The organism is Sphingomonas lacunae, assembly GCF_012979535.1.
Classification (GTDB): Bacteria; Pseudomonadota; Alphaproteobacteria; order Sphingomonadales; family Sphingomonadaceae; genus Sphingopyxis; species Sphingopyxis lacunae.
On the sequence record NZ_CP053015.1, the window covers coordinates 2909567 to 2935843 of the forward strand.

Here is a 26277-nt window from a genome sequence, read left to right on the forward strand (position 1 = left end):
GATCAGAGCCTCCCGTAGAAAATGAACAGCCAGATCAGCGCGGTGATCAGCACGCCGCCGGCGAGGCTGACGATCGACCAGGCGCGGTTGGCTTTCAGCTCATAACCGGCGCCCGTGTCGAGCAACAGGTGGCGGATGCCAGAGCAGGCATGGTTGGCAAAAGCCCAGGTGATGCCGATCAGCACAACCAAACCATACCAGCTGCCCAAATGGCCAAGGAAGGCGTCATAGGCTTCCTTGCCAGCGGCGGCGCAGCCCAGCCAGCTGAGGAACAGAAGGCCGCCAACAATGGCGGCGCCGTCACCCGAAATGCGGTGGAAGATGGAGACCGCCATGTGCGGGCCCCATTTATAGACCTGCAGGTGCGGAGAGATGGGACGTTTGCCAGCAAAAGCCATGACGAGGTTGAACCCCCTTCTGAACCACAATCAATGCGGCTCGCTTTAACGAGAAAGCGAGGGGATGCAACCAGCCTGTCGCAAACGACAGGGCAAAAAAACCGATCAGTCTTTTCGGTCGCGGTTGGCATAGAGCAAGGCGGCGATCAGCGCCGCCGAGCCGACACCTATCGCGGCAGCGGCGCCGGCCTTCCAGCCCAGCTTGCCTTTGGCTTCAGCCCTTTCCTTTTGTTCCCGAACGCGCCGCGCCTCGCGCAGCACTTCATTCTCTTCGGTTTCGGCAGATTCGGGGATGTCGTCCTGGGGGGAGGTCATTGCACTGTCTCTCGCAATCTCAAGCCAAAGCCTGCGCCACCGGCAGGTGCGGCAAGTCGAGCGCCTCTGCCACCGGCTGGCAGGTGATGTGACCGTTCCACACATTGAGTCCCGCCGCAAGACAGGGATCAGCATTGAGTGCCGCTTTCCACCCCATGCCGGCAATGCGCAATGCGTGCGGCAAGGTGACATTGTTCAGCGCATAGGTGGAGGTGCGGGCGACCGCGCCGGGCATATTGGCCACGCAATAATGGACGATCCCATCGACGACAAAGGTCGGCTCTGCGTGGGTGGTCGGGTGCGATGTTTCAAAACAGCCACCCTGATCGATGGCGACATCGACGAGCACGCTGCCCGGCTTCATCGTGCCCAGCATGTCCCGCGTGACAAGATGCGGGGCGGCGGCGCCGGGAATCAGCACCGCGCCGATGACAAGATCCGCCTCCGCCACGCATTCGGCCAGATTGGCCTTGTTGGAAAAGCGGGTTTTCGCGCGCGATTCGAAATGGATGCCGAGTCGTTCGAGGACCTCCGGGTCACGATCAAGGATGGTCACATCGGCGCCGAGGCCAACCGCCATCTGGGCAGCGTTGAAGCCGACAACCCCGCCGCCAATGACGGTCACCTTGCCCGGCGCAACGCCCGGCACGCCGCCGAGCAGGACGCCGCGCCCACCATGCGCCTTTTCCAGCGCGGTCGCGCCGGCCTGGATGGACATGCGGCCGGCCACCTGGCTCATGGGTTTGAGCAATGGCAGCCCGCCCTGCCGCCCGGTGACGGTTTCATAAGCAATGCCGATCACGCCGGAGGCCTGCAAATCCCTGGTTTGCTCAGGATCGGGGGCGAGATGAAGATATGTGTACAGGATCTGCCCGGAACGCAGCATGGCGCGTTCGACCGGTTGCGGCTCCTTGACCTTCACGATCATTTCCGCCTCGGCAAAAATGGCCGTTGCCATGTCAACGATACGGGCGCCGGCAGCGCGATAATGATCATCGGTCGCACCAATGCCCTGCCCCGCCCCGCTCTCGATCAGGACAACATGGCCATGGGCGGTCAGTTCACGCGCGCTCTCCGGCGTCAGGCCGACCCGATATTCGTGATTTTTGATCTCGCGGGGGCATCCGATGATCATGTCCGTCTCTCCTGCTGCGGCCAAAGGCCCGCCCGTACCAGCACGGGAACGCCAACCACGCTCCCGGCCCCTCTTGGCCTAGAAATAATATTTCACTGTGCGGTTGGAAAGTTACCGCACACGTCAAGCGGCGCACTTTCTGCGCCGGCTCTAACAGCCTGTTAACCATGGTGCGATAAGCCCCTCAAAACACACACTTTGGTTGACGATGGGGCTTGACCATGCCGAGCAGCACCTACCGCAGGCTGACCATGGCCGACGTGCCACCACTGGCAGTTGCCGAGAAGATGGGCGTCTTTGACAAGGACGGTCGGCTGAGGGAACGATGCGCCAGGGTGCGCGCTGTCTATCGCGGGCATGAGGACACCCTGATCCGGGCATTCTGGAACACCTATAACAGCCGCGTGCCGCCCGAAGCACAGGTGACCGGCACGGTGCTCGAAAAGAATATCGAGGATGGCCGGCGCTATATTGACGCCAAATTCGGTGCCCCGGATGAGCAGGAATGGGCAACCATCTGTTGCCTGTTTGCGTGGCGTGCTGTGACATCCGGGTCGGACATCGGCACGATCATCGCCTGCCTGACCGCATCGAACGCTGCCGGTGCCCAGTGCATATTAGAAGCCTGTGGCGAAGACACCGCCCGAGCCATTGACCTGGCCGAAACGGTGATGGTGATGGCATCTTTCGAGGCGGACATATTGCACAGCTACAAGGCGCGGCTCGACCAGCATGTGCAGGCCGATGAACGGCGATTGCTGGCGCAACAATTTCAGTCGACGGTAGCCAATGACATGCTCGGCGCCTCTGCCGTTGGCACGCAATTGGGCGGGCAAACCAGCGCAGCGGCGAGCGCCGCCCGCGACATGCTGGGCAAGGCGTCCGAAGTGGCAGCCGCAGCCGAGCAGTCGGCGCTCGCGATGCGCGAGGCAGCCCGCACCGCCGCCGGACTGATCCGCGCCATTGACACCACGCGGCAAGAGGTCGCCGAAGCCGCGGTGATCGCCGACAAGGCTTCCGAACAGGCGACCGCGGCGCTCGACATTTCCATGGCGCTGTCGGGCCATGCGGAAACGATCGAATCGATCCTTGGCCTGATCCGCGACGTGGCGGGCCAGACCAATCTGCTGGCGCTCAACGCAACGATCGAGGCAGCCCGTGCGGGGGATGCCGGGCGCGGCTTTGCCGTGGTGGCGCAAGAGGTCAAGAGCCTCGCCAACCAGACAGCGCGCGCCACCGATGATATTGCCAGCAAGGTTGCCGCCATCCAGTCGGCGACGCGCACAACCGTGTCCGCCAACAGTTCGATCCGCGAAACGGTGGAGGAAGTGAAAGCCGTGGCCGGGCGCATCCGCGATGCCATGGATACGCAAGCGCACACCGTCACCACCATCACCGCGGCGGTTGACGAAACCGCTCTGGCGGCTGATTCCATGTCAGGCACGATCGCTTCGATCCGGGAAGACACTGACAAGGTAGTCAGTGAAATCAATGCCTTGGAATCCGGATTTGAGACCATCAATGAGAATTTGGGCAACCTCGCCCGGTCAACCAGCGAATTCACCCGCAAGGTCGCCTGACAGTTTCAACCACTGGCCCGCACCGCTGCTGCCCGCTATGGCGGGGGCATGACGACACATATCCTTTTGACTGGCGCGTCGCGCGGCATCGGCGCGGCCATTGCGGCTGCCCTTTCAACCCCTAGCAACCGGCTTGTCGCCCTGTCGAGCAAGGACGGCGACCTGGCCGATCCCAGCACGCCGGCGAGAGTGTGGGACGATGCCTTGGCGCGGCTCGACGGTCGCATTGATGTGCTGATCAACAATGCCGGGGTGTTCGAGGCCAACCCTCTCGACGGCGCGGCGGCAGAGTGGACCGATGGCTGGAACCGGACCATGCAGATCAACCTGACCGCCAGCGCCGAACTGTGCCGTCGCGCCGTGCTGCACTGGCAGGAGCGCGCCCGCGACGGTGACAATAGCGGCGGACGCATCGTCAACATCGCGAGCCGTGCAGCCTATCGGGGCGACAGCCCGGCGCACTGGCACTATGCCGCGTCCAAGGCCGGCATGGTGGCGATGACCAAGACGATTGCCCGCGCCTATGCCAAGGAAGGCATCCTTGCCTTTGCCATCTGCCCCGGTTTCACCATGACCGGAATGGCAGATGACTATCTGGCAAGCCGAGGCGGCGACAAGTTGCTGGCTGATATTCCGCTGGGCAGAGTCGCCATGCCCGGCGAGGTCGGGGAGATGGCGCGATGGTGCGCGCTGGACGCGCCGCCATCGATGACCGGTGCGGTGCTCGACGTGAACGGGGCAAGTTATGTTCGGTAATTCGGCAGGCGATGTGCGCCGGATAAGCGCGGAAATGCTTCACTTTCTTTCATAACCATCAGAAATGCAGCAATAATTTACGCCTAATCAATTGTTGAGCAATTTGTAGTTTAAGCAGCCCCTGCAAAGAATCACATGCGTTTGGGGCCGCACAATGAAAATCGACACGCTTCGCGTCGGCGGGGCCAGGGATTCAAACGAAAGCTGGCTGTTGCATCGCCAGCTCGAAGAAAATCTCGGCAATCTGCGGCCATCTGCGGCTGGCAACATTATCAATGCCTTGATCTGTTCGGCATTGTTCATCAGCAGCGTGTCGCCTTTAGTGATCGGCGCGGTTCTGGTGACGCTGACCATGCTTTTGGCCTGGCGCGCGCGAACGGCGCGTGATTTTGCCGAGGTAACGCCGGACAGCCCGGCGCTCGACATGGTCAGGCGCCGGGTCAATCTGCTGGCACTGTCGCTCGGGGCTCTTTGGGGTCTGTCGCTGTGCGCCTTGTTCACTATTGCCACTACCGAGCAACAGATGTTCCTGGGCATATTGGCCGCAGGCATGATGAATGCCGGCACGGTAACATTTCGCACCAGGGCGCGCGCGGCACGCCTGTATCTGTTGTCGATCATCCCCGGATTGGCTGTCAGTTTCCTGATGACCAACAGCATGTCGGGTGTGGCGGCACTGGGGCTGCTGATCTGTTATTCGGCCTTTCTCTCGTCGCAGATCAGCCTCGCTGCGCAGCGGTTTGACATGGCCGCGCGCCGCGAACGGGCGCTTGAGGAATCCAACGCGACCGTCGCCCTGTTACTCAATGATTTTGCCGAGCAAGGTTCCGACTGGCTGTTCGAGCTGGACCGCGACGGCTGCATCCGCAATCCGGAACAAAGACTGGCTCAGGCCTGCCAGCGTCCGATCGAGACAGTGGTTGGCAAATCCTGGATCAAGCTGTTCGATCCCAGCATCGAACGCGGTCAGATGGCCGCGCATATCATGGAAGGGCGGGCCTTCCGTCACCTGATCCTGTCGCTGACCATCGGCCAGGTCCAGCATTGGTGGAGTATCAGCGCGCGCCCTGTAGAGGATGGCTGGCGCGGTGTCTGCACCGACATCACCGCGCAGCGCCACGCTGAAGAACGGGTCAGCTACATGGCCCATTATGATGGATTGACCGACCTGCCCAACCGGTTCCTGTTCAACGAGAGCCTGTACCACAGCCTGAACCAGAAGGACGGGGTAGCCGGGTTGATGTGTCTTGACCTCGACAATTTCAAGGTGATCAACGACACCCTGGGTCACCCGGTCGGTGACCGGCTGCTCAAGGCAGCAGCACGCCGGATCCAGTCCTGCGTTGGCGACACCGAGCTGGTTGCGCGACTGGGCGGCGACGAATTCGCCGTGCTGGTGCCGGCATCGAGGCTCGACCAGATTGATACGATCGCTGCCACCATCATCGAAAAGCTCTCGGTGCCCTTTGCACTGGGCGATCATGACGTGGTCATCGGCACCAGCATCGGCATCGCAGTCGGTCCTGACCATGGATCCGACACCGACCTGTTGATGCGCAATGCCGATCTGGCCCTCTATTCCGCAAAAGCATTGGGCCGCAATCGCGCCATCCGCTTTGAAAGCGGCATGGACGAGGCGGCACAGGCCCGACGCCTGATCGAACTCGACCTGCGCAGCGCGCTGGGCAAGGGAGAAATGCGCCTGCACTATCAGCAGCTTGTTGACGTCGTGACGGGCGACATCAGCGGCCACGAGGCATTGATCCGCTGGGAGCATCCGGACCGCGGCATTGTGATGCCCAATGTCTTCATTCCAGTGGCGGAAGATACCGGTCTGATCATCCAGATTGGCGAATGGGTAATCCGTCAGGCAATTGCCGACTTGGCGACTTGGGACGAAAGGCTGACGGTATCGATCAATCTGTCGCCGGCACAGATGCGCAGTTCCTCGCTGATCGGCACCATAGCCCATGCTATCGCCGCCAATGCAGTGGACCCGGCGCGGATCTGTTTCGAAATCACCGAAACGGTGCTGATGCAGGACAGCGACGCCAATATCGAAACGCTGCACATGCTGCGGCGGCTGGGAGTCAACATCGCGCTCGACGATTTCGGAACGGGCTATTCCTCGCTCAACTATCTGCGCAGCTTCCCCTTCACCAAGATCAAGATCGATCGTTGCTTCATTGCGGAAATCGACAGTCGCGAGGATTGCCAAGCCATTGTGCGGTCGGTCGTTAATCTTGCATCGAGCTTGGGCATGAAGACCACCGCTGAGGGGGTTGAACGCGAAGAGCAGATGACGATGCTGAAGGCGCAGGGATGTGACGAGGTGCAGGGTTTCCTGTTCAGCCATGCCGTAGCGCGGGAGGAACTGTCCGACCTGCGCCATGCCCCCGATGTCGAGATCATCGACCGCCGGATGATGGAAATGGCGGACTATGAAGAACGGTTGAAGAGCCGCAGCGAAAGGCCAAAGATCAAGGCGGCCTGAAGCACGGCTGGCGTGCTGGCTAATCGCCATGGCCACGGTTAAGGTCGGCCAATGAACGTCGAATCGAAATGGAGCAGGGGCCGGCGGGTCGGCGCTTTGGCGCGTGCGCTGGCCCCGGCCCTCGTCATGACCCTTGCCGCTTGCACCGCGACACCTGTACCCCGGCCATCACCTGAAACAGCCGTCAACGGCGTGCCCAACCGAACGGATGACCCACGGGCGCAGGGGCACCAATTGGCCAATGCCTGTGCCGGGCGGGAGGGTTGGGCCGATGCGGCGCCACCGGCTCGCATTCACGGCAACACCTATTACGTCGGCACCTGTGGCATCGCGGTTCTGTTGCTGACGTCTCCGCAAGGCCATGTGCTGATTGACGGGGCAACCGAGGAAGCGGTGCCATCAATCCTGGCCAACATCCGGTCGCTTGGTTTTGACCCTCGCGACATCCGTTTCATCATCGGCAGCCATGAGCATCTCGACCATATGGGCGGCTTTGCCGCTCTCAAGGCGGCAACCGGGGCACAGGTGTGGGCCAGCGAGGCTGCCCGACCATCGCTGGAAAACGGCACGGTGGATGCCGATGACCCTCAGTATGGGATTATCCCGGGCATGAGACCGGTGCCGGTTCACGGCATCGTCAGCGATGGCACAATCATCTCGCCCGACAATGACAGCATTCGGCTGACCGCGGTGCCGACACCGGGCCACACCAGCGGGGGTACCAGCTGGACCTGGCGGAGCTGTGAGAGTGGCGACTGCGTCACCTTTGCCTATGTCGACAGCCTGACCGCCGTGTCGGCTGACGATTACCGCTTTGCCGATCATCCCGAACGAGTTGCACCCTTTCGTTCAACCTTTGACCGGGTAGCAGCGATGCCGTGCGACGTTCTGATCACTCCACATCCGTCCTTCAGCAACCTGTTTGCCCGGTTGAGCGGCAACGAACCCCTCGTCGATCCGGCTGCATGCCGACGCCTGGTCGAGTCGATGCGGGTACGGCTCGACACACGGCTCGCGCGGGAAAGCAGCGGCGGCTAGGGGCGAATTAATGACCGAAAGCTGGATGACCGCCTTTCCCTGCAACCGCGCTCAGGCGGAGATGCTGACCGACGAGCATCCTTCCCTCGCCGCATTTGATCCCGCGCCCGTGCTGGTCGCAAGCGAAATTGACGAAGACCGCAACGAATGGCGCATCGATGTCTATACCCAGGACGAGCCTGACCGGCGGCTGATCGAAACGATGATGGCGCTGCTGGGCCGCAAGAACCGCAAGCCGCCAAAGCCAGAACGATTGGCCGACGAAGATTGGGTGACATTGTCGCAGGCGGGGCTGGAGCCAGTGCGTGCCGGCTGCTTTTACGTCCATACAGCCAAGGATGCGCCGGACACCATGCCGGGCGTGGTCAATTTCCGGATCGATGCCGGACAGGCGTTTGGTACAGGCCATCATGACACGACCGCCGGTTGCCTGTTGGCGCTTGACCGGTTGAAACGACAGGGCCGTCGCTATGCGACCGTTGCCGACATTGGAACAGGCACCGGCCTGCTTGCCTTTGCCGCGCTGCACCTGTGGCCCAGGGCCTTTGCCGTGGCCAGCGACATTGACCCGGTCAGCGTGAAAGTGTCGGCGGAAAATGCTGCAATCAATGGCGTTCCCATCGGCTTTGGACCGGGCAAGATGGTGCTCGCTGTGGCTGATGGCACGCGCCACCCGTTGATCACGGAAACCGCGCCCTATGACCTGGTCTGCGCCAACATCCTCGCCGGGCCGCTGATTGCGCTGGCGCCTTCGCTGGCGGCGATCACCGCCGAGGGTGGTCAATTGGTGCTGGCGGGCCTGCTCGACAAACAGCGTGATGCGGTCGTCGCCGCGTACCGCAGGGTCGGCTTCCGCGTCGATGAACATGGTCCCGGTGCGCAATGGCCAGTGCTGGTGCTCACCCTAAGGCGGCGTCAAGGTTGGCGCAGGCCCCGGCGCGCCAACGGCAGCGCGGGTCAGCCACCTGGAGATTTCGGCAGTTGGTGATCAGCGGCTGGCAGCATAGGCCTGTGTGCCAAGATTGATCAGCACGTCGGAATCGATCAGCTGCGCCACGTCAATGTCCGATACTGTTTGCAAGCGGGCATAAAGCGGCGCAAAATCGGTGTGCAGGGTCGCGTCCAGCAATTGTTCGAAACTGTCGATGACAAAATAATTCTGCTGATAGTCGTCAATGCGATAGTCGGTTCGCATCACCCTTTCGAGATCAAAGGCGATGCGATGCGGGCTGGGATCATCAAGGGCAAAGACGCTTTCCCCATAGCTGGAGACGATCCCCGCACCATAGATGCGCAAACCGCCAGCTTCACGGACGAGTCCGAATTCGACCGTGTACCAGTACAGCCGGGCCAGCTTTTCCAGCGAACCAAAGCTGAGGCTTCGCAATCCGCCCTTGCCATAGGCCTGCATGTAATCAGCAAAGACCGGATCGGCCAGCATGGGCACATGGCCGAACACGTCATGAAAGACGTCGGGCTCCTGAAGATAGTCCAACTGGTCAGCCCGACGGATGAAATTGCCCGACACAAAGCGGCGGTTGGCGAGATGATCAAAGAAAACATCATCCGGCACTAGTCCAGGCACAGCCACCACCTGCCACCCGGTCGCAGCCATCAGCCGCTCGTTGAGATCACGAAAATCAGGGATGCCGGGCCGTTCGAGCCGCAAGACATCAACGCCGCGCAAAAAAGCATCACTGGCCCTGCCCGGGAGCATCGCCACCTGGCGAGCGAACAGCGTATCCCACACCGCATGATCAGCCGCTGAGAAATCATCCCAATTCTGTGGAATGGTCCAATCAGGCGCCGCGCCGGGTGGCGGGACATCATGCACATGGCTGACAAAAGCAGGTGGCAAAGGGGGATCAACGGCCATGACTGCTTATAGCATGGAAAATGGTTCCATTTGCAACCAGTCCCCAATCTACATCAATGTCAGTGGCAATTTACCGCCATTTGTGCCATTAGCGGGCCATCATCCTCGGGCATAATGACGCTTACTTTGGCTTTTTCCCCTCAACTCATAGGCTTGACTATTGTAGCGTCGTTGTGGCCGATCAGCACGCAAACCAGCGCGCCGGTCGCCAGCGACGGCATAGCCATTGCCACGGCTGATATTGCATCGGGCATTGTGACCTATGCCCGTTGGCCGTCGGATCTGCGGGCCGTGCGGCTGTGCATTGTCGGGCCGACTACGATGGGCGGCCGGATCGACAATCGCCGCCTCATCAACGGGCAAATGCTGGCGACCTCGCGGATGACAGCGGCGCAATGGTCTGCTGACCAATGCGATGCCCTGTATCTAGGCCGCACTACAGCCGTCGAGCGCACCACCATCATACGCAGCCTGACCAACCGACCCATATTGTCGATGACGGACAGCGATCCCCAATGCGTCCATGGCAGCATGTTCTGCCTGCGCAGCGTGACTGGCGGGGTCACATTCGATCTCAACATAGACGCAGTGTCGCGCAGCCGTGTCAGGGTGGATCCGCGCGTTCTGGCGCTTGCACGGCGGCCGGGGAGTGGGCGATGACCGAACCGCACCCTCCCCATAGCGCAACAGATGCGCGCATCTCGCTGCAACATGCGCTGGGCCGTTCGCTGGCGCTGGTTGCGTTGCTGGCAGTGACCCTATCCCTGACAGTGGTGCTGGTAACGGGCTTCCTGCTGTTCAAGCAATATGCCCGACACAATCTGGAGCTGGTTGCCGAACAGGCCAGCTATTCGTTGGAAGTCCCGGTCGTGTTCAATGATGCTGTTGCCGCGCGCGAGGCAATGGCGCCGATTGTCGCCGACGAGAGCATCGATGAAATCACCATCATAAAGACCAACGGGGATGTGATGACCCGGTGGGAGCGACCGGGCCGTCTGAAGAACAGCCTGCTGGCACGCATGGTCTTCCCCGATCCGATGGTCGCGCCGATCGGCCCTGCGGACAAGCCGGTAGCCCATGTCCGCGTGGTCGGTGGTGCACAGGGTCTTGACCGGTTGCTGACCGGCACAATTCTGGGTGCATTGGGCTGTCTGGTCGTCACCTTTATCGGGACAGGGTTGATTGGCGCGCGGCTGCGTCGGACCATCATCGAGCCGATCCAATCGATCGCCGAAGTGGCCCAGACTGTCCGATCCGACCGTACATTCGAACGCCGGGCACCGTCCGCCACAATTACTGAAGTTGATGATTTATCACGTGGATTCAATTCATTACTTGATGAATTGCAGGACTGGCATCAGCAACTTGACCGGGCCCATGAAGCCTTGTTGCATCGGGCCAGCCACGACACATTGTCGGGCCTGCCCAACCGTGCCGCCTTTGTCGATGCGGTAGGCGTTGCCATCCGCGCGGCACAGCGCAACGGCGAAAAATTCGCCATGCTGTTTCTCGATGGTGACGGGTTCAAACAAATTAATGACCGCTATGGCCATGTTGCCGGCGACAGGGTGATTGCCGCCATTGCCCAGCGGATTACCCATGTCCTGCGCTTTGGAGACACGGCCGCCCGGATGGGCGGGGACGAGTTCGCCATATTGATCCTTCACCTCGAACAGGTTGAAGACGCCAGTGCAGTGGCGGACCGCATCACCAAGGTGATGCTGGAACCGATAGACATTGGCAGTGGCCTTCACGTCACCATCAGCCTGTCTATTGGCCAAGCCATCTATCCTGATCACGGCGATGATGTGGAAACTCTGATCCGCAGCGCCGATGAACATATGTATCAGGACAAGCACAGTAAAATTCGAACGGGACCGGTAGCCGGAGAGGAATCGGCGACCGCGTCCCTTAGTGGAGACCAGCCATGACCAGTCGTTTTTCAGCCTTCATCCTGGCGCTGTTCGGTGCGCTCAGCCTCGCGGCATGCCAGACGATGCCGCAATCGGGCTTCACCCGTGCGCAGACCGAGATGCTCCAGTCCCAGGGTTTTGTCGAAACCGAACAAGGGTGGCAATTGTCGATGGCCGACCGCATGTTGTTCGCAACCAACAGTTCGGACGTCCAGCCCGAAATGGCTGGCCGGATCGCGACCATGGCGCAGGGGCTCCAATCGGTCGGCCTGACGTCAGCCCGTGTCGAGGGGCATACCGATTCATCGGGTAGCGAAGAGTATAATGCTCGCCTGTCGGAAGCGCGGGCCAATGCGGTCGCCGTGATCATGCAGGCCAATGGCTTTCCGGCAGCAGGGCTGGCCATCCGTGGCTGGGGAGAGAGCCTGCCCATCGCCGACAATGCCACCGAGGAAGGCATGGCCCAAAATCGGCGCGTTGTGGTGATCGTGACCGCCCTCTGAACCGGTCAAATATCAGGGCTCGGCATTGGCCGGTCCGGCCTCCCTGGCCAGCCAGCGTTCCAGCCGGGCCCGATCGGTCAGCCAGAGTTTCCTGTAACCGCGCCTGACCACCCCCAGTTCGACCAGCGCTGCCAGAGCGCTGACCAATGATACCCGCGACACGCCCAGCAGATTGGCCAGATCCTGCTGGCTGCCATCAAACAGCCCATCGCGCGGATCACACTCCTGCAACAACAGCCAGCCCAGCCTGATCCGGGCGGGATGGCGCCGTTCGGCGTCGATCAACCGGATCATCCTGTGCATCTGCGTCGCCATCGACGTAAGCAGGAACCGTGCCACCTGGGCATCGGTATCGATCAGCCGGTCGAGGTGCACCCCGCCCACTGTGCAGATGCTGGTCCGGCCCTGGGCAATACCGTCATTCAATCGCCGGGCTTGGGCAAAATAACTGGTGTCGCCAGTGACTTCACCCGGACCAAGCACAGTCAGCAGATTATAGGTTCCGTCGTGCCGGTAACGCCCGACCGCCATGGATCCCGAAACGACCATGACAAGCCCGATCGCAGGCTCCCCCTGCTGAAAGATGAATTCGCCATCGTCAAAATGGCGAATCGAACCGGCAGCCACCAGACGGTCAAAAACGGACTGTGAGCCATTCATTCCAAAGGATTTCACCAATTGATAAGTTCTTTGCATTGTCGTTAACCACAATGGGTAATGAATAGCATCAATGCAAGCGGAAGCATCGCCGGGCGGGCGATGCGGAACCTGCATGGGGGCGGTTCGCGCATGTTCTCTGCACGGACAAGTAGCCTCGGGTCGCGATGAATGCCCGAGCATTCATCAGCACGGCGCGGCGGAGCTTTATGGGGAAAGCAGACGCCGCGCCGTTGCTAATTTCGGCTCGGCCAATAGCGAAGGTCAAGCGATCTGATCCGCTACCGAACAGATTGAGCCTGTCGTCGGTTAGACACCGGTCGCGGCAATGATGGTGGCCCATTCGGCTTCGTCCACCACGCGAATGCCCAGTTCGGTCGCCTTCTTCAATTTGGACCCTGCCCCGGGTCCTGCAACCACCAAATCTGTTTGCGCGCTGACCGAGCCGGCAGCCTTTGCCCCCAGGCTCTCAGCCTGCGCCTTGGCTTCGTCACGGCTCATGGTTTCGAGCTTGCCGGTGAAGACGATGGTCTTGCCGCTCCATTCGGTCTGACGGGCGTTGGAGACATAGGCGGGCGGGTTGACTTCGGAGAGGAGGTCTTCCCACAGATCGACGTTGTGCGGTTCGTGGAAGAAATCGCCCAGCGCCTCGACCACAGCCGGGCCGATGCCGTCGATCGAGGTCAATTGCGCCAGTGCCCCGGCTTCACCGCCATGGGCAGCCTGCGCGGTCTCTCGCAAGGCCGGCAGTGTGCCGAACGCCTTGAGCAGGTCCCGCGCCGTCACCGCGCCGACATGGCGGATGCCGAGGCCGAACAGCAGACGGGCCGCATCGGGCGCGCGCTTGGCTTCGATTGCGGCGAGCAAATTGTCGACCGACTTGTCCTTCCAGCCTTCGCGACCAACCAACTCATCGCGGTGCCGCTTCAAGCGGAAGATATCGCCCGGCCGTTCGAGCCAACCATAGCCGAGGAATTCGGCGATGCTCTTTTCGCCCAACCCCTCGATATCGAGCGCGGGGCGGCTGACGAAGTGACGGAGCCGTTCAAAACGTTGCGCGGGGCAGATGAGGCCGCCGGTGCAGCGGACATCCACTTCGCCCTCCTCGGCCACCGCCTCGCTGCCGCAGTCCGGGCAATGATCAGGGAAGGCCCAGGGTTCGCGCGCCTCATCCCGACTGAGATTGTCAACGACTTGCGGGATCACATCCCCGGCCCGCTGGATGACCACCCGGTCGCCCGGATGCACGCCGAGACGGGCAATCTCGTCGCGATTGTGCAGCGTGACGTTGGATACAATGACACCGCCGACACCGACCGGGGTCAGCCGCCCGACAGGCGTCAGCTTGCCAGTGCGGCCGACCTGGATGTCGATCGCTTCGAGCGTGGTCTGCGCGCGTTCGGCGGGGAATTTATGGGCGATGGCCCAGCGCGGCGCCTTTGCAACAAAGCCTAGCCGCGCCTGCCAGTCGAGCCGGTCGACCTTGTACACCACACCGTCAATGTCGAACGGCAGGTCGGCACGCTTGCTTTCTATGTGGCCATAATGGGCGAGCGCGGCCCCTGCCCCATCGGCGCGGATGAGCAGGTCGGAAAGCGGCAGACCCCAATCACCGATCGCCCGCATCACACCCATCTGTGTGTCGGCGGGGAGTTCAGACACCTCTCCCCAGCCATGGGCGAGGAAGCGCAAGGGCCGCGCGGCAGTGACGCTGGCGTCCTTTTGCCGCAGGCTGCCGGCAGCGGCATTGCGGGGATTGGCAAACAGCTTTTGCTCGGCGGCTTCCTGCGCGGCATTGAGCGCGGCGAAATCGGACTTCGCCATATAGACCTCACCGCGCACCTCGAAGACGGCGGGGGCGGCTCCTGTCAGGCGTTCGGGAATGTCGGTGATGGTGCGGACGTTGGCGGTGACATCCTCCCCCACCGTGCCATCGCCACGCGTGGCGGCGCGTACCAGCACGCCATCCTCATAACGCAGCGAGCAGGACAGGCCGTCAATCTTGGGCTCCGCCGTCAGGCACACCGGCTCCGCGTCACCCAGTGCGAGGAAACGGCGGATGCGGGCGACAAATTCCTCAACCTCCTCGCCCGAAAAGGCGTTGTCGAGGCTGAGCATCGGCTTGGCGTGCGGCACTTTGGTGAGCGCCGAAGATGTGGGTGCACCGACCATGCGCGACGGGCTGTCGGCGCGGACAAGATGGGGGAACTCCGCCTCCAGCGCAGCATTTTCACGGACCAGCGCGTCATAGTCGGCATCCGAAATCTCGGGCGCATCCTGATCATGATAGAGCCGGTTATGCCGCGCAATCTCCTTGGCGAGACGCAGCAGACGATTGGCGGCTTCGGCTTCAGACAAAGCCATCACACCACCTCCATCAGTCGCGCTGCCTGGGCCCGTGCCTCATCGGTGATGTCGGCCCCTGATAGCATGCGGGCAATTTCTTCCTGCCGCTCGCCCGCATCGAGGCTGCGGACGCCGGTGCGGGCGACGGTGCCGTCGCTGGTCTTGGCGATCATATAATGCTGAGTGCCCCGTGCCGCGACCTGCGGGCTGTGCGTGACGACGAGCAGTTGGCGACTGTCCGAAAGGCGCGACAGGCGCTCACCAATGGCGCTGGCGACTGCGCCGCCCACGCCCCGGTCGATCTCGTCAAAGATGATCGTGCCGGCGCCACCGACTTCGGCAAGGCTGACCTTGAGCGCGAGCAGGAAGCGCGACAATTCGCCGCCCGAGGCAATCTTCATCAGCCCGGCGAAGGGCGCGCCGGGATTGGTGGCGATGAGGAATTCGACACGGTCGGCACCGTGCGGCCCCCATTGCGACTGGTCGAGGGGCTCGACAGCCGTGCGGAATTGCGCCGCGTCGAGTTTCAGCGGAGCCAGTTCACTCGCCACCGCCTTGTCGAGCGCGGCAGCGGCTTTGACCCGCGCCGCGTGCAGCGCCTCGGCGGCGTTGCGATAGGCGGACTGGCTGCGGGCAACCCTACTTTCCAGATCAGCGAGGCTTTGCTCCCCGGCATCAATGGCGGCACGGCGCGCGGTCAGATCCTCCAGCAACGCGGCGAGCCCATCCGCTTCGACGCGATGCTTGCGGGCCAGTGCGCGCAGATCAAACAGGCGGGTTTCAATGCGATCCAGTTCGGCCGGGTCAAAACGCAAGGCCTCGGCAGCCTTGGACAAGCTGTCTTCGCCCTCTCCCGCCTCAATCAGCGCGCGGTCAAAGGCTGCCAGTGCCTCGGCGAACAGCGGGTGCTCGGCAGCGAGGCGGTCGAGCCGGCGGGTGGCAGCGCGCAATTGGGCAAGCGCACCATCAGACCCGGCCAACAATTTGTCGACGCCATCCATCTCATCTACGAGCCGGGCGCCCTTTTGCATGTCCGAGCGCGCAGCGGCGAGGGCCTCCTCCTCGCCCGCCTCGGGCGCGAGCGCGGCGATTTCGGCGATGCTGTGGTCGAGCCATTCGCGTTCGCTGACATCGTTGAGCAAGCGTTCACGCGCTTCGGCCAACGCTGTTTCGGCCGCACGCCATTCGCCATGGGACTGGGCGACTGAAGACAGGTCAATCTGCCCAAAGGCGTCGAGCAGGGCGCGGTGACCGCGCGGATTGAGGAGGCCCCGCTCATCATGCTGGCCGTGAATTTCCACCAGCGTCGCGCCAACATCGCGAAGCAGCGCCGCCGACGCTGGCTGGTCGGCGATGAAGCCGCGGCTGCCGCCGTCGCGCTTGACCTCCCGGCGGATGACAAGCGGTTCGCCAGGTTCCACCTCTATGCCGGCTTCATCAAGCAGATCGAGTGCGGCATGACCGGCCTTGAGCGGGGCAAAACTGGCGGTAACCCGGGCCCTGTCGGTGCCGTGGCGGACCAGGCCGCTATCGGCCCGGCTGCCCAGCGCCAGTCCCAATGCATCGAGCAGGATCGATTTGCCGGCTCCGGTTTCCCCGGTGAGCACACCAAGGCCGTCGTTAAAATCAAGGTCAAGCGCCTCGATCAAAACCACGTCGCGGATGGAAAGGGCCGTCAGCATGGGTCCGCCATCGCCCAGCTATAGCCATGGAACGATTGGGGAACAAGCCTGTGTTCGTGCGGCACCGCCCGCTCCGCCGCGGTCGCGTCAGTTGGTCTGGTTGACCTGTTGCGGCGCATGTTCGCCCAGCAGATCATAGGCGCGCTCATACCATTCCGAACCCGGATAGTTGCGACCGAGAACCGCCGCCGCGCGACGAGCCTCGTCCTGCACCCCGAGCGAGAGGTAGGATTCGGTCAGACGATAAAGGGCTTCGGGGGCATGGCTGGTCGTCTGATACTGATCGACGACAGCGCGGAAACGCATGGTGGCCGCCAACCAGCGCGACGACCGCTGGTAATAGCGGCCAATCTCCATTTCCTTGCCGGCCAGATGGTCATTCACCAGATCAAGCTTCAGCCTGGCATCGGACGCATATTGGCTTTCCGGGTAACGGCGGATGAGCTCTCCAAGCGCATCGCGAGCCTGTTCGGTGATCCGCTGATCACGGGTCACGTCGCTGATTTGTTCATAATAGCAGAGCGCGATCAGATAAAATGCATAGGGCGCATCGCGATTGCCGGGATGCAGCTGGAGGAACCGCTGGGCCGAGGCAATCGAGTCGGTATACTCTGCTGCCGCATAATAGTTGAATGCACTCATCAGCTGCGCACGCCGGGCCCAGGGCGAATAGGGATGCTGGCGCTCCACCTCGTCAAACAGGGCCGCCGCAATCTTGTGCTGGCCGCGATCCATGCGATCCTTGGCCGCGAGATAAAGGGTGCTCACATCCCGGGCGATGTAACGCGTATCGCGCGGCGCGTTGGTGCGACCGGCACAACCGGCAAGGAGGATGGCGGGCAGGACGGCGGCTGCGATCAGCTTGGCTTTGCGGTTCATGCGCGGGGGTATAACCAGAGCGAAGCTGAACGCCAAGCGAACAGTGCAGCAAAAACACATCCGCCTTTGCCGGATCAGCCTGGAGGGTCAGGCCGTGCTGCCTACCACAAAACAGGCCGCCGCCATCAACAGGCCTGTCGTCCGGTTGCCGCGGAAACGGTCCAGCGGATTTCTACCGTCTTCAGGATCAAGCGTCCCCACCTGCCAAGCTAAGTGAGCGGCAGCCGGCGCCAGTGCCAGCAGAGCCAGCGGATCCGGGCGAACCAGCCAAAGTGCTCCTGCCCAACCGGCTATTGCCAGCAGATAGAAACCGGCAACACCGACCCGCACCCAGTTGCCCATTCGGCGGGCGCTGGACCGGATGCCGACGATGGCGTCATCCTCGACATCCTGAAGTGCATAGATGGTGTCATAGCCAATCACCCAGGCGATGCAGCCGGCATAGAGCAGTGACATGGCCCAGTCTGCCTCTCCCCTGATAGCCACCCAGGCAACCGGCACACCCCAGCTGAAAACAAGGCCGAGCCAGGCCTGAGGCCACCAGGTGATGCGCTTCATGAAGGGATAGGCGGCGACCGGCACCAGGCTGGCCAAGGCGACAAGTTGGGCAGCGGTTGGCAGTTGCAGAAGGACGACCAGCCCGACCCCGCAGAGGAAGAGCAGCCACGCCCAAGCCGCCTTGAGCGACACGGCGCCGCTGGCCAGCGGGCGGTTGCGGGTGCGTTCGACCTGCCGGTCGAGATCGCGGTCGACTATGTCGTTATAAACGCAGCCCGCTCCACGCATGACCATGGCGCCGAGCAGCATCCAAAACAGCAGCGGCCAATGATCGATGGCACCGCCTGCCAGCGCCACACCCCAGACACATGGCCAAAACAGCAGCCACCAGCCGATAGGCCTGTCGAAACGGGCGAGCAGCGCATAGGGCCGCACCGTCGCCGGCAACAGTCGCATCAACAGGCCGAGTTGCGTATCGGGGACACTATCCACAGAGGAGGGCATACTGGAATCAGTCACTGGCGCGCCATAGCGCGTCGTACAGCCGCCGTCATGACCCCTTCAGCTTGACCTGTCACCCCCGTCGACCGCAAAGAGGTGCCATGCCTGCCACACCTGCCTGGCCACCCCGCAGCGCGCCGCGCCTGTTTGTCGAACCCTTGCTTGCGGCCGGGGGTGTCCGGCACATCGACGGGAACGCCGCCCATTATCTGTGTCAGGTGATGCGGGTAAAGCCGGGCGATGCCGTCATACTGTGCGACAATGAAAGCGGCGAATGGGCAGCACGGGTAGAAACTGTCGCCAAGCGCCACGTCGATCTGGTGATTGTCGAGCGGCTCCGCGTCCGCGAAGCGGTGCCCGATCTGTGGCTCGTGATCGCCCCGGTCAAAAAGCCCAATTTCGATCTCGTGCTGGAAAAGGCGACCGAATTAGGAGTCGACCGGATTGTCCCGGTGCTCACCCGGCGGAGCGTCGTCGACAAGGTCAATCTTGAACGCGCCCGGACGATCATGACCGAAGCGGCGGAGCAATGCGCCCGCACCGCTCTGCCCTCGATCGCGGAACTGGTCCCTTTGGCAAAGCTTCTTGCCGCCTGGCCCAACGGGCGGTGCCTTTTCATGGCCGATGAATTGGGCGGCGAACCGGCGGCAGAGGTTTTTGCAGCGGCAGGAGCACCGGCGGCCATTCTGATCGGACCGGAAGGCGGATTTGACGATGCCGAGCGACAGGCCATTCGTGCCCTGCCCCAGGCCAGGCCCATCACCCTGGGCCCCCGCATCCTGCGCGCCGAAACGGCGGCGATTGCCGCAACATCGCTATGGATGGCATGCGCCGGCGACTGGCGTTAAGGTGCCTTATTCAACGAGCACCCGGTAACGGATGGTGAAGCTGGGCGTCGCCGTCGCGGATGTGGCGGCGGCCATCGTTCCGGTGGGGGCAATCCGCAGCCCGGTCACCGCCGTGTCATAGGTGCCGACAGGCGTGTAGCTGAAGGGAGCGCCGCCGGACGGCTGATTGGAAAATGTCACCATTGTCGCAGGGTTGAAGGCGTTGAGCCCGCTCGTTGTCGTACCATTGGTGAAACTGACCCCGGTGACTCGGTCATAGGCAACATTGGGCGGCAGCACATCGAGCATGATGAGGCTGTTGGACGTCACCGTCGTGTTGCCGATGTTGGTAACGCTGATGGCATATTCGACCACAGCGCCGGGGATCATCATCGGATTGGTGGTGCCATTGACAGGATCGGAAATGACCCGTGAGCTTTTGGCGATCGACAGGACTGCCACGTTACGCCGCGTGTTGGTAATGGTGCACGTTATGACATCACCCAGTTGCGGCGTGATGGGGCCTGGCACGCTGGTGGGTAGTGCCGTTGTTGATCCGGCCCAAGCGTTCGCGCAGCTCATTGTCGGGGTGTAGACCGACAGGCTGGTTGCACCAACGCCCAGTTCATCCAGGGTATAGGCTGTCCCGGCATTGAGCTCGACCAAGCTGGTGTCTCCACCCGTCACCGTAGTGCCGGTCCCGCTGGTCGTGGAGGAGGCGATGACAGTCGTGCCGTTCATGATGCGGACATTGAACTGGTCGGTCGAAAATGTGCGCCCGGTCGACCCCATCACCTTGCGCAGGCGGACATGCGGAAAGGCGGCGTTGGTAAAGATGCACTGGATGGCATCGCCAAATTGAAGCGCGCCGAAATTGTAGCTGGATGTCACAAGATTGTTGGGTAACGGCGTCGTCGATCCGGCCGTCCCATTGGTACAGGTCAAACTGCCGCGATAGCGCGCCAGGGGGCTGACACTGCCGGGCGCCATAGTCTCGCTGATGGTCAGGGGTATCCCCGATGCCAGCGACACTGCAGCCGCGGTGAACGGTCCATTGCCGGTGCCGCTGGTGGTGCCGCTGGCGAGGGTGGTGCCCGATGACGTGGCGCTGATGCGGAAAGTGAACTGGTCCGCCGCATTTATGCGCGAGCCGACAATCTGTTTTGTCAGGCGGATGGACGCAAAGCGCACCGCAAACATCACCCCTTGCAACCCCGAACCCACCATGGTCGCGGTCACCGTGGTCGGACTCGTGGTGCCGACGATATACCCGCCGGTAAAGCTGGGCAGGCCACCGCCGGTGGTATCAAAGGTGGAGGTGCCTATGCCGGATTGCGTCGGCATGTTGCCGCCGCTGATGGGATTGACCGAATCGAGCATCTGCCAGCCGCCACCATTGGTCGTGAAACGGATGGATTCCGCTCCATCGGTTGATTCCGCGTCAGCCGCCACAAAGGCATAGGCCGTGACAGCCGGAGCGCCCGGGGGCGGCGTCACCAAGATGTTCCGGATTGTGAATGTGACCGTTGAGCCATTGTTGGCCATATACAGGATCGGCCGGCCGGGAATCCCGAGAAACGCCGAATTGCCCACGGCAGCGCCGCCCCAGGATGGTGCGGTGATGGATCTCGCAGCCGAGGCAGCTGTGCTCGTGGCACGCAGGTTGAAGGTCAGTATCGCCCCGTCACTGAGCGTGAAGCTGAAATTTTGGCCGGCAGTCGACCGGGCCGTGGTGTCGTTATATGTGGAGAAATCAAGCCAGCAATAGGTCTGCCAGCCCGCAGGCGCGCTCCCTTGCGTGGTCGCGGCTCCGCAGGTCTGGGCATTGGCGGGTGCGGCGAAGGTCATGGCGGTCCACAGGATCGCCAAGGTCAAGCACGCCAGCAGCCTTCTGGTCCAGGCTCTGATCATGCGAACGCGCATAGTCTGTGATCGTTAGGAAAGACTGAACGTCAGGGCATGCCTCCAAACGCCGATTAACCCGCTGTTAGAGCCGATCGGCTATTGGAAATGCATGCGTGGACCAGACATGCTGAGTAACAAGGACGGACTATCCGTCATCCCATTGCTGCGACGTCTTTTTATTGGATTCGTCGCAGCGGTGCTTGCTGTGCTGGGCGCACCGGCCCTGGCGCAAACATCGACGTTCAGCAACACGACGACAGGTGCGATCAATGGATCGACCACCTGTGCAGCTCCGCTTGTGCGCAACTTCACAGTAGGAACCAGCTTTACCGTCAGCGATGTTGATTTGGGAGTGCTGGCCACCCATACATGGCGCGGCGACATGCAGATCACCCTGCAATCTCCTGCCGGTACGCGGGTCCAGTTGGTCAATGGCGACATCAACGCGGTAGACGGGGACAATTTCAACGTCCGGCTGGACGATGCGGTCGCGACGCTGGTCAACACTGATGGCAGCACCAATCACACGACAACGGCCCCGCCCTATCAGAACCAGTTCCGTCCGAATGCTCTGCTCTCAGCCTTCAACGGGCAGAATAGCGCCGGCACATGGCGCCTCGAAATCTGCGATCTGTTTCCGGGAGCCGATGATGGCACTTTCCAGCGCGCCGACCTGTACTTGACACAGGTGCCGGCCAATTATGCCGACCTGTCACTGACCAGCAGCGTCAATAATGCCAGCCCGGCCAATGGCGCGACCATCAGCTATACGCTCACTGTCACCAACGCTGGCGCCCCGTCACAGGCGGCGACGGGCATAACCGTCGGCAATATTCTGCCGTTGGGCACATCCTTTGTCTCCGCCAGCGGATCAGGCAGTTTCAACAGTGGTACCGGTATCTGGACTGTGCCCAATCTGGCGCCGGGTGCCTCGGCGACCATCACCATTACGGCAACGGTCACAGCCTCAGCGGGCGCAACCATCACCAGTTTTGCCGAGATACGGACCAGTTCACTGACCGATCTGGATTCGACACCCAACAACGGATCGGTCACGGAGGATGACGATGCGCAGGCGACCTTTACGGTATCCGGCACCCGCGTTGCGGGAACACCTCCTGTCCTGACCTGTCCGCTGACGACCGTGCATGATTGGGACGCCGTCACATGGGCTGCAGGCTCAACATCAAACAGCTATGGAATTGCCAATATCGGCACGGTCGGCTGGACGATCACCAATCCGGGCACATGGCTTAACAACGCCACTTATGGCGGGCTGAGCCCAGCGGAACAGACTGCGGTCAACGGCGGCATAGCGGGGGCTGGCCAGTCGTTGTTCCAACTGACTGACATGGCGAACCAGACCCAATCGGCCGTCACCACCATCACCTTGCCCACGGCGGTTCCCGGTTTGCAGTTCCGCATTTTCGACGTCGATTTCGCCAGCGGCCAGTTTGCCGATCGCGTTACGGTTACCGGCACATTCAACGGAGCGAATGTGACACCGGTGCTGACCAACGGAATTGCCAATTATGTCATCGGCAACAGCGCCTTTGGCGATGCCACGTCCGGAGACACCAGCGGCAATGGCAATGTCGTGGTTACTTTCACCTCGCCTGTCGACACCATTGTCATCAGCTATGGCAACCACAGCCTGGCGCCGGCCAATCCGGGACAACAGGCCATCGCCATCCATGACATCACCTTTTGCCGGCCCCAGGCGACATTGAGCATCGCCAAGTCGAGCAGCGTTATCAGTGATCCGGTCAACGGAACCACTAATCCGGCGATGATTCCGGGCGCCGTGGTCCGATATTGCCTGTTGGTCACCAATCCGGGCAGTGCCACCACCACCGCCATCGCCGTAACCGACACAATCCCGGCCAACCTTACTTATGTGCCGGGTAGCATGGCCAGCGGCACAAGTTGTGCGGGCGCCACCACTGCAGAAGATGATAATGCCTCCGGCGCCGACGAAAGCGATCCTTTTGGAGCGCAGCTGTCCGGGACAACCATCATTGGCACCGCCGCGTCGATCGGACCGGCCAGCACCTTTGCCTTGCGATTCTCTGCCACGGTCAACTGACGGTCGGCTACAAGCCAATCTCAACTGATTTGATGGAGTGCAAATCCCTCTGGCAATGTTCCGGGCAGGCCGATAATGCCGCGCCATGAGCACGAGACAGGTTTCAGATCGCAACGATCCTCAAATTGACAGCCGCGACGATCTCGTCGCGCCCATGCAGGCCGGTGAAAAGCCCAAGGAACGCTGGCGCATCGGCACCGAGCATGAGAAGCTCGTCTATCGCCTGTCCGACCATGGCGCGCCCTCCTATGAGGAACCGGGCGGCATTCATGACCTGTTGATGGCGCTGACCCGCTATGGCTGGGAGCCGGTGGTCGAGGGCGGCAAGGTGATCGCCCTTTCGGGTAGCGACGGCACCGTCAGCCTCGAACCCGCCGGACAGCTCGAACTGTCAGGCGCGCCGCTTGTCAACCTGCACCAGACATGTGCTGAAACCGGCCGTCACCTGAAACAGGTGAAGGAAGTGGGCGCCGAACTCGGCCTCGGCTTCATGGGTCTTGGCATGTGGCCTGACAAGACCCGCGAAGTCCTGCCGATCATGCCCAAGGGGCGGTACGAAATAATGCTGCGCCACATGCCGCGCGTCGGCACCATGGGCCTCGACATGATGTTGCGCACCTGCACCATCCAGACCAACCTCGACTATGCGAGCGAGGCGGATATGGTGCAGAAATTCCGCGTATCGCTGGCACTGCAACCGCTGGCGACCGCGCTGTTTGCCAACTCCCCCTTCCTCGAGGGTAAACCCAACGGCTTCCTCTCCTATCGCAGCCACATCTGGACTGACACCGATCCGCACCGCACCGGCATGCTGCCCTTCGTCTTCGAAGATGGCTTTGGCTATGAGCGTTACGTCGATTACATGCTCGACGTGCCAATGTACTTCGTGTTCCGCGAAGGCCGCTACATTGACGCGGCGGGCCTGAGCTTCCGAGATTTCCTCAACGGCGAATTGTCCGTCCTGCCCGGTGAGAAGCCGACCCGCAGCGACTGGGTTGACCATTTGTCGACCGCCTTCCCTGAAGTGCGCCTCAAATCCTATCTCGAAATGCGTGGCGCCGATGGCGGCCCGTGGAACCGCATCTGTGCCCTGCCCGCCTTTTGGGTCGGCCTGCTCTATGATCAGGGCGCACTGGATGCCGCCTGGGACCTCGTCCGTGACTGGAGCATCGAGGCCCAGCAAAAGCTGCGCGACGATGTGCCGCGCATGGGGCTCAATGCGGTCGCTCCGGATGGGCGGACCCTGCACCAGGTCGCTGCCGATGTGCTGGATATAGCTTCAACTGGCCTCACCGCCCGGGACGAGGTCAATTCGATGGGCGACAATGAGGTCGGCTTCCTCAAGCCGCTGCGCGACATTGTCGCCGAGGGCAAGACGCCGGCTGACCGCCTGCTCGAACGCTTTCACGGCGAATGGGGCGGCGACATCAGCCGGGTTTACGCCGAAAAGAGCTTCTGACCTCGCCTGGCCTCAGGCAGACGGGCCGACGCGCGGATCCGGTTCCAGCGTGATGACAGGACGCGACAGGCCACTGATCCGGCTGAACAGGCGGGGCACGACAGCGTGCTGTTGTGACCATTCCCAATAGGCGCGATACTCCGGATCGGCGAGCAGATGTCGCTCCTCGGTCTTGGCGCGCCAATAATAAATGCCGCTGACACAGGCGAGCAGCATCGTATTGCGCACCGCGCTCCAGATGCCCGCGTCATTCCAGTCGAGGATGACCAGAGAAGACAGCCACCAAAAGGCGTTCTTGGCCAGATAGGCCGGGTGACGGGTGAAGCGATACGGCCCGTGCGTAATGATCCCGCGGTGGGTCAGGTTGGAAAACCGTGGTCCGAACGCAACAGTGGCCCAAGCGTAAATGGCGGTCAGGCCGGCGAGCATGCTGCCCCAGACCCAATAGAACCAGGCCGGCATCTGCCAATGATCGAACCAGACATTCCAGTCGGCGGTGTTCACATGATAGTCGAGCGGTCCGCCGGGGTTCATCAGGACGAACGGCGGATAGCAGGCCAGCGCCGCCACCCATGCCATGCCGTAGGGATTGGCGGTGCGGATGTGGGCATCGAGCGGCTTCATGGTCAGCACATAGCCTACGGTCGCGAAATGGACGTCGATCATGTACAGAAAGGCAATGGCGAATCCGGTAAAGGCGACCGGATTGGCCATGATGTCCTCCCAGGACGGCATGATCAGGCCGATGAAATTGCCCGGCACGATCGACACCATGAAGGCGAGGAAAAAGCCCTTCACCAGCCAGGCACGCCAGTGCTTCCAGACCATCTCGACATCAAAATCATCCGCACCCAGCAACCAGCGGCCGAAGTGCCAGGCGCCATCCTGCGGATCTGTAAGTCGGCGGTCGAGCCACAGCACATAGGGGATCGACAGGAAGAAAAGGGGAATGGCGATGCGGGTGAACAGCCACATCGAAAATTCATATTGCCCCTGCCAATAATAGCGCAGCAGGCCATAGACGAGGCCAATGATCGCCCAAGTGGCCCAAAGGCCGGCGAGCTTGGCAACCGAAATGTCGAAAACCTCTTGCCATGGGCGGCGCAGGGACCATTCGATACCCGTCGTCGGGTTGCGATGAACCTTGTCCACCAGCAACGACCAGGCAACCATGGCCAGCCCGCAGAAAAACACGCTGGCCAGTGCGCTGTTGTTGCCATTCATGCCAAAATAGCGGGCAATGGCAAACCAGCCGAGCAATCCGGCAAGCCCGGCGATCCCGGCGCCGCTGCTTACCGCCGAACGGGGGCGGGCCACATGGGATGCAGTGGCATCAGCGGCTGTTCCTGCGGCAGTGGCAGTGACGGATTGCGGGTCAGCGGAAGAGGCGGACTTGGTCATCGCGCCAATCTACCGCAAAATGGTCAAT

Annotated in this window: 22 protein-coding genes; 11 read left to right on the forward strand and 11 right to left on the reverse strand. The window is 61.9% G+C overall.

The window, feature by feature from the left end; genetic code table 11:
* Nucleotides 1-2: 2 nt before the first annotated feature.
* The 3 genes from sdhC to ald all read right to left on the reverse strand — a co-directional run bounded on the left by sdhC (nt 3) and on the right by ald (nt 1848).
* Nucleotides 3-398 carry a succinate dehydrogenase, cytochrome b556 subunit gene (sdhC, locus tag GV829_RS13905; protein ID WP_169947602.1) on the reverse strand — a complete coding sequence of 132 codons (396 nt, stop codon included), beginning with the start codon at nt 396-398 and terminating at the stop codon, nt 3-5.
* A 105-nt stretch (nt 399-503) separates the two neighbouring features.
* A complete protein-coding gene (locus tag GV829_RS13910; RefSeq protein ID WP_169947604.1) occupies nt 504-713 on the reverse strand; it encodes a hypothetical protein in 210 nt (69 codons plus the stop codon).
* Between the two features lie 19 nt (nt 714-732).
* Complete coding sequence (gene ald, locus GV829_RS13915) at nt 733-1848, reverse strand: alanine dehydrogenase (RefSeq protein WP_169947606.1); 1116 nt, start codon at nt 1846-1848, stop codon at nt 733-735.
* A 221-nt stretch (nt 1849-2069) separates the two neighbouring features.
* On the opposite strand from ald, the gene GV829_RS13920 reads away from it, so the two are divergent.
* The 5 genes from GV829_RS13920 (at nt 2070) to GV829_RS13940 (ending at nt 8704) form a co-directional block, all read left to right on the forward strand.
* Nucleotides 2070-3428, forward strand: a complete 1359-nt coding sequence (locus GV829_RS13920) for a methyl-accepting chemotaxis protein (protein WP_169947608.1) — start codon at nt 2070-2072, stop codon at nt 3426-3428.
* Nucleotides 3429-3476: 48 nt separating this feature from the next.
* The gene (locus tag GV829_RS13925) at nt 3477-4184 is read left to right on the forward strand and encodes an SDR family NAD(P)-dependent oxidoreductase (RefSeq protein WP_169947610.1); all 708 of its coding nucleotides are present in this window, start codon (nt 3477-3479) and stop codon (nt 4182-4184) included.
* Between the two features lie 154 nt (nt 4185-4338).
* Nucleotides 4339-6678: a putative bifunctional diguanylate cyclase/phosphodiesterase gene (locus GV829_RS13930; protein WP_169947612.1), complete on the forward strand. Its 2340-nt coding sequence runs from the start codon at nt 4339-4341 to the stop codon at nt 6676-6678.
* 51 nt (nt 6679-6729) lie between these two features.
* A complete protein-coding gene (gene bla, locus GV829_RS13935) occupies nt 6730-7716 on the forward strand; it encodes a subclass B3 metallo-beta-lactamase (RefSeq protein ID WP_246202904.1) in 987 nt (328 codons plus the stop codon).
* Nucleotides 7717-7726: 10 nt separating this feature from the next.
* The gene (locus GV829_RS13940) at nt 7727-8704 is read left to right on the forward strand and encodes a 50S ribosomal protein L11 methyltransferase (RefSeq protein WP_169947614.1); all 978 of its coding nucleotides are present in this window, start codon (nt 7727-7729) and stop codon (nt 8702-8704) included.
* Here GV829_RS13940 and phhA read toward each other — a convergent pair whose 3' ends face one another.
* Nucleotides 8705-9592 (reverse strand): phenylalanine 4-monooxygenase, encoded by an 888-nt coding sequence (gene phhA / locus GV829_RS13945; protein ID WP_169947616.1) that lies wholly within the window; start codon nt 9590-9592, stop codon nt 8705-8707. It lies immediately after the preceding gene.
* Between the two features lie 153 nt (nt 9593-9745).
* Here phhA and yfiR point away from each other — a divergent pair, with 153 nt between their 5' ends.
* The 3 genes from yfiR to yfiB are packed head-to-tail and all read left to right on the forward strand — an operon-like array spanning nt 9746 to nt 12008.
* Nucleotides 9746-10252 carry a regulatory sequestration protein YfiR gene (yfiR, locus tag GV829_RS13950; protein ID WP_169947618.1) on the forward strand — a complete coding sequence of 169 codons (507 nt, stop codon included), beginning with the start codon at nt 9746-9748 and terminating at the stop codon, nt 10250-10252.
* Nucleotides 10249-11523, forward strand: coding sequence for a diguanylate cyclase DgcN/YfiN (gene dgcN, locus GV829_RS13955; protein WP_169947620.1), 1275 nt, complete (start codon nt 10249-10251; stop codon nt 11521-11523). Before yfiR ends, dgcN begins: the two co-directional genes overlap by 4 nt.
* Nucleotides 11520-12008, forward strand: a complete 489-nt coding sequence (gene yfiB, locus GV829_RS13960; protein ID WP_169947622.1) for an outer membrane lipoprotein YfiB — start codon at nt 11520-11522, stop codon at nt 12006-12008. Before dgcN ends, yfiB begins: the two co-directional genes overlap by 4 nt.
* A 12-nt stretch (nt 12009-12020) precedes the next feature.
* Here the strand turns inward: yfiB and GV829_RS13965 are convergent, their stop codons facing one another.
* The 5 genes from GV829_RS13965 to ubiA all read right to left on the reverse strand — a co-directional run bounded on the left by GV829_RS13965 (nt 12021) and on the right by ubiA (nt 18574).
* A complete protein-coding gene (locus GV829_RS13965; protein ID WP_169947624.1) occupies nt 12021-12668 on the reverse strand; it encodes a Crp/Fnr family transcriptional regulator in 648 nt (215 codons plus the stop codon).
* A gap of 306 nt (nt 12669-12974) precedes the next feature.
* A complete protein-coding gene (ligA, locus tag GV829_RS13970) occupies nt 12975-15029 on the reverse strand; it encodes an NAD-dependent DNA ligase LigA (protein WP_169947626.1) in 2055 nt (684 codons plus the stop codon).
* Nucleotides 15029-16693: a DNA repair protein RecN gene (gene recN, locus GV829_RS13975; protein ID WP_169947628.1), complete on the reverse strand. Its 1665-nt coding sequence runs from the start codon at nt 16691-16693 to the stop codon at nt 15029-15031. Before recN ends, ligA begins: the two co-directional genes overlap by 1 nt.
* An 87-nt stretch (nt 16694-16780) precedes the next feature.
* Nucleotides 16781-17572: an outer membrane protein assembly factor BamD gene (locus GV829_RS13980; protein ID WP_169947630.1), complete on the reverse strand. Its 792-nt coding sequence runs from the start codon at nt 17570-17572 to the stop codon at nt 16781-16783.
* Nucleotides 17573-17659: 87 nt separating this feature from the next.
* Complete coding sequence (ubiA, locus tag GV829_RS13985) at nt 17660-18574, reverse strand: 4-hydroxybenzoate octaprenyltransferase (RefSeq protein ID WP_169948429.1); 915 nt, start codon at nt 18572-18574, stop codon at nt 17660-17662.
* 98 nt (nt 18575-18672) lie between these two features.
* Between ubiA and GV829_RS13990 the strand changes: the two genes are divergently transcribed.
* Entirely contained in the window at nt 18673-19419 is a 747-nt protein-coding gene (locus tag GV829_RS13990; protein ID WP_169947632.1) for a 16S rRNA (uracil(1498)-N(3))-methyltransferase, read from the forward strand.
* Between the two features lie 6 nt (nt 19420-19425).
* On the opposite strand, the gene GV829_RS13995 is transcribed toward GV829_RS13990, so the two are convergent.
* Nucleotides 19426-21246 (reverse strand): CshA/CshB family fibrillar adhesin-related protein, encoded by a 1821-nt coding sequence (locus GV829_RS13995; protein ID WP_169947634.1) that lies wholly within the window; start codon nt 21244-21246, stop codon nt 19426-19428.
* Nucleotides 21247-21499: 253 nt separating this feature from the next.
* On the opposite strand from GV829_RS13995, the gene GV829_RS14000 reads away from it, so the two are divergent.
* Both GV829_RS14000 and GV829_RS14005 read left to right on the forward strand, forming a co-directional pair.
* A complete protein-coding gene (locus tag GV829_RS14000) occupies nt 21500-23389 on the forward strand; it encodes a proprotein convertase P-domain-containing protein (protein WP_246202905.1) in 1890 nt (629 codons plus the stop codon).
* A gap of 85 nt (nt 23390-23474) precedes the next feature.
* Nucleotides 23475-24848 carry a glutamate--cysteine ligase gene (locus GV829_RS14005; RefSeq protein ID WP_169947638.1) on the forward strand — a complete coding sequence of 458 codons (1374 nt, stop codon included), beginning with the start codon at nt 23475-23477 and terminating at the stop codon, nt 24846-24848.
* Between the two features lie 12 nt (nt 24849-24860).
* Here the strand turns inward: GV829_RS14005 and GV829_RS14010 are convergent, their stop codons facing one another.
* Nucleotides 24861-26249, reverse strand: coding sequence for a methyltransferase family protein (locus GV829_RS14010; protein WP_169947640.1), 1389 nt, complete (start codon nt 26247-26249; stop codon nt 24861-24863).
* Nucleotides 26250-26277 lie beyond the last annotated feature (28 nt).

What these genes read in the sequence shown, in the direction of transcription:
- sdhC (WP_169947602.1), bottom strand. Translation starts at nt 398, where the DNA reads ATGGCTTTTGCTGGCAAACGTCCCATCTCTCCGCACCTGCAGGTCTAT.
- GV829_RS13910 (WP_169947604.1), bottom strand. Translation starts at nt 713, where the DNA reads ATGACCTCCCCCCAGGACGACATCCCCGAATCTGCCGAAACCGAAGAG.
- ald (WP_169947606.1), bottom strand. Translation starts at nt 1,848, where the DNA reads ATGATCATCGGATGCCCCCGCGAGATCAAAAATCACGAATATCGGGTC.
- GV829_RS13920 (WP_169947608.1), top strand. Translation starts at nt 2,070, where the DNA reads ATGCCGAGCAGCACCTACCGCAGGCTGACCATGGCCGACGTGCCACCA.
- GV829_RS13925 (WP_169947610.1), top strand. Translation starts at nt 3,477, where the DNA reads ATGACGACACATATCCTTTTGACTGGCGCGTCGCGCGGCATCGGCGCG.
- GV829_RS13930 (WP_169947612.1), top strand. Translation starts at nt 4,339, where the DNA reads ATGAAAATCGACACGCTTCGCGTCGGCGGGGCCAGGGATTCAAACGAA.
- bla (WP_246202904.1), top strand. Translation starts at nt 6,730, where the DNA reads ATGAACGTCGAATCGAAATGGAGCAGGGGCCGGCGGGTCGGCGCTTTG.
- GV829_RS13940 (WP_169947614.1), top strand. Translation starts at nt 7,727, where the DNA reads ATGACCGAAAGCTGGATGACCGCCTTTCCCTGCAACCGCGCTCAGGCG.
- phhA (WP_169947616.1), bottom strand. Translation starts at nt 9,592, where the DNA reads ATGGCCGTTGATCCCCCTTTGCCACCTGCTTTTGTCAGCCATGTGCAT.
- dgcN (WP_169947620.1), top strand. Translation starts at nt 10,249, where the DNA reads ATGACCGAACCGCACCCTCCCCATAGCGCAACAGATGCGCGCATCTCG.
- yfiB (WP_169947622.1), top strand. Translation starts at nt 11,520, where the DNA reads ATGACCAGTCGTTTTTCAGCCTTCATCCTGGCGCTGTTCGGTGCGCTC.
- GV829_RS13965 (WP_169947624.1), bottom strand. Translation starts at nt 12,668, where the DNA reads ATGAATGGCTCACAGTCCGTTTTTGACCGTCTGGTGGCTGCCGGTTCG.
- ligA (WP_169947626.1), bottom strand. Translation starts at nt 15,029, where the DNA reads ATGGCTTTGTCTGAAGCCGAAGCCGCCAATCGTCTGCTGCGTCTCGCC.
- recN (WP_169947628.1), bottom strand. Translation starts at nt 16,693, where the DNA reads ATGCTGACGGCCCTTTCCATCCGCGACGTGGTTTTGATCGAGGCGCTT.
- GV829_RS13980 (WP_169947630.1), bottom strand. Translation starts at nt 17,572, where the DNA reads ATGAACCGCAAAGCCAAGCTGATCGCAGCCGCCGTCCTGCCCGCCATC.
- ubiA (WP_169948429.1), bottom strand. Translation starts at nt 18,574, where the DNA reads ATGCCCTCCTCTGTGGATAGTGTCCCCGATACGCAACTCGGCCTGTTG.
- GV829_RS13990 (WP_169947632.1), top strand. Translation starts at nt 18,673, where the DNA reads ATGCCTGCCACACCTGCCTGGCCACCCCGCAGCGCGCCGCGCCTGTTT.
- GV829_RS13995 (WP_169947634.1), bottom strand. Translation starts at nt 21,246, where the DNA reads ATGACCTTCGCCGCACCCGCCAATGCCCAGACCTGCGGAGCCGCGACC.
- GV829_RS14005 (WP_169947638.1), top strand. Translation starts at nt 23,475, where the DNA reads ATGAGCACGAGACAGGTTTCAGATCGCAACGATCCTCAAATTGACAGC.
- GV829_RS14010 (WP_169947640.1), bottom strand. Translation starts at nt 26,249, where the DNA reads ATGACCAAGTCCGCCTCTTCCGCTGACCCGCAATCCGTCACTGCCACT.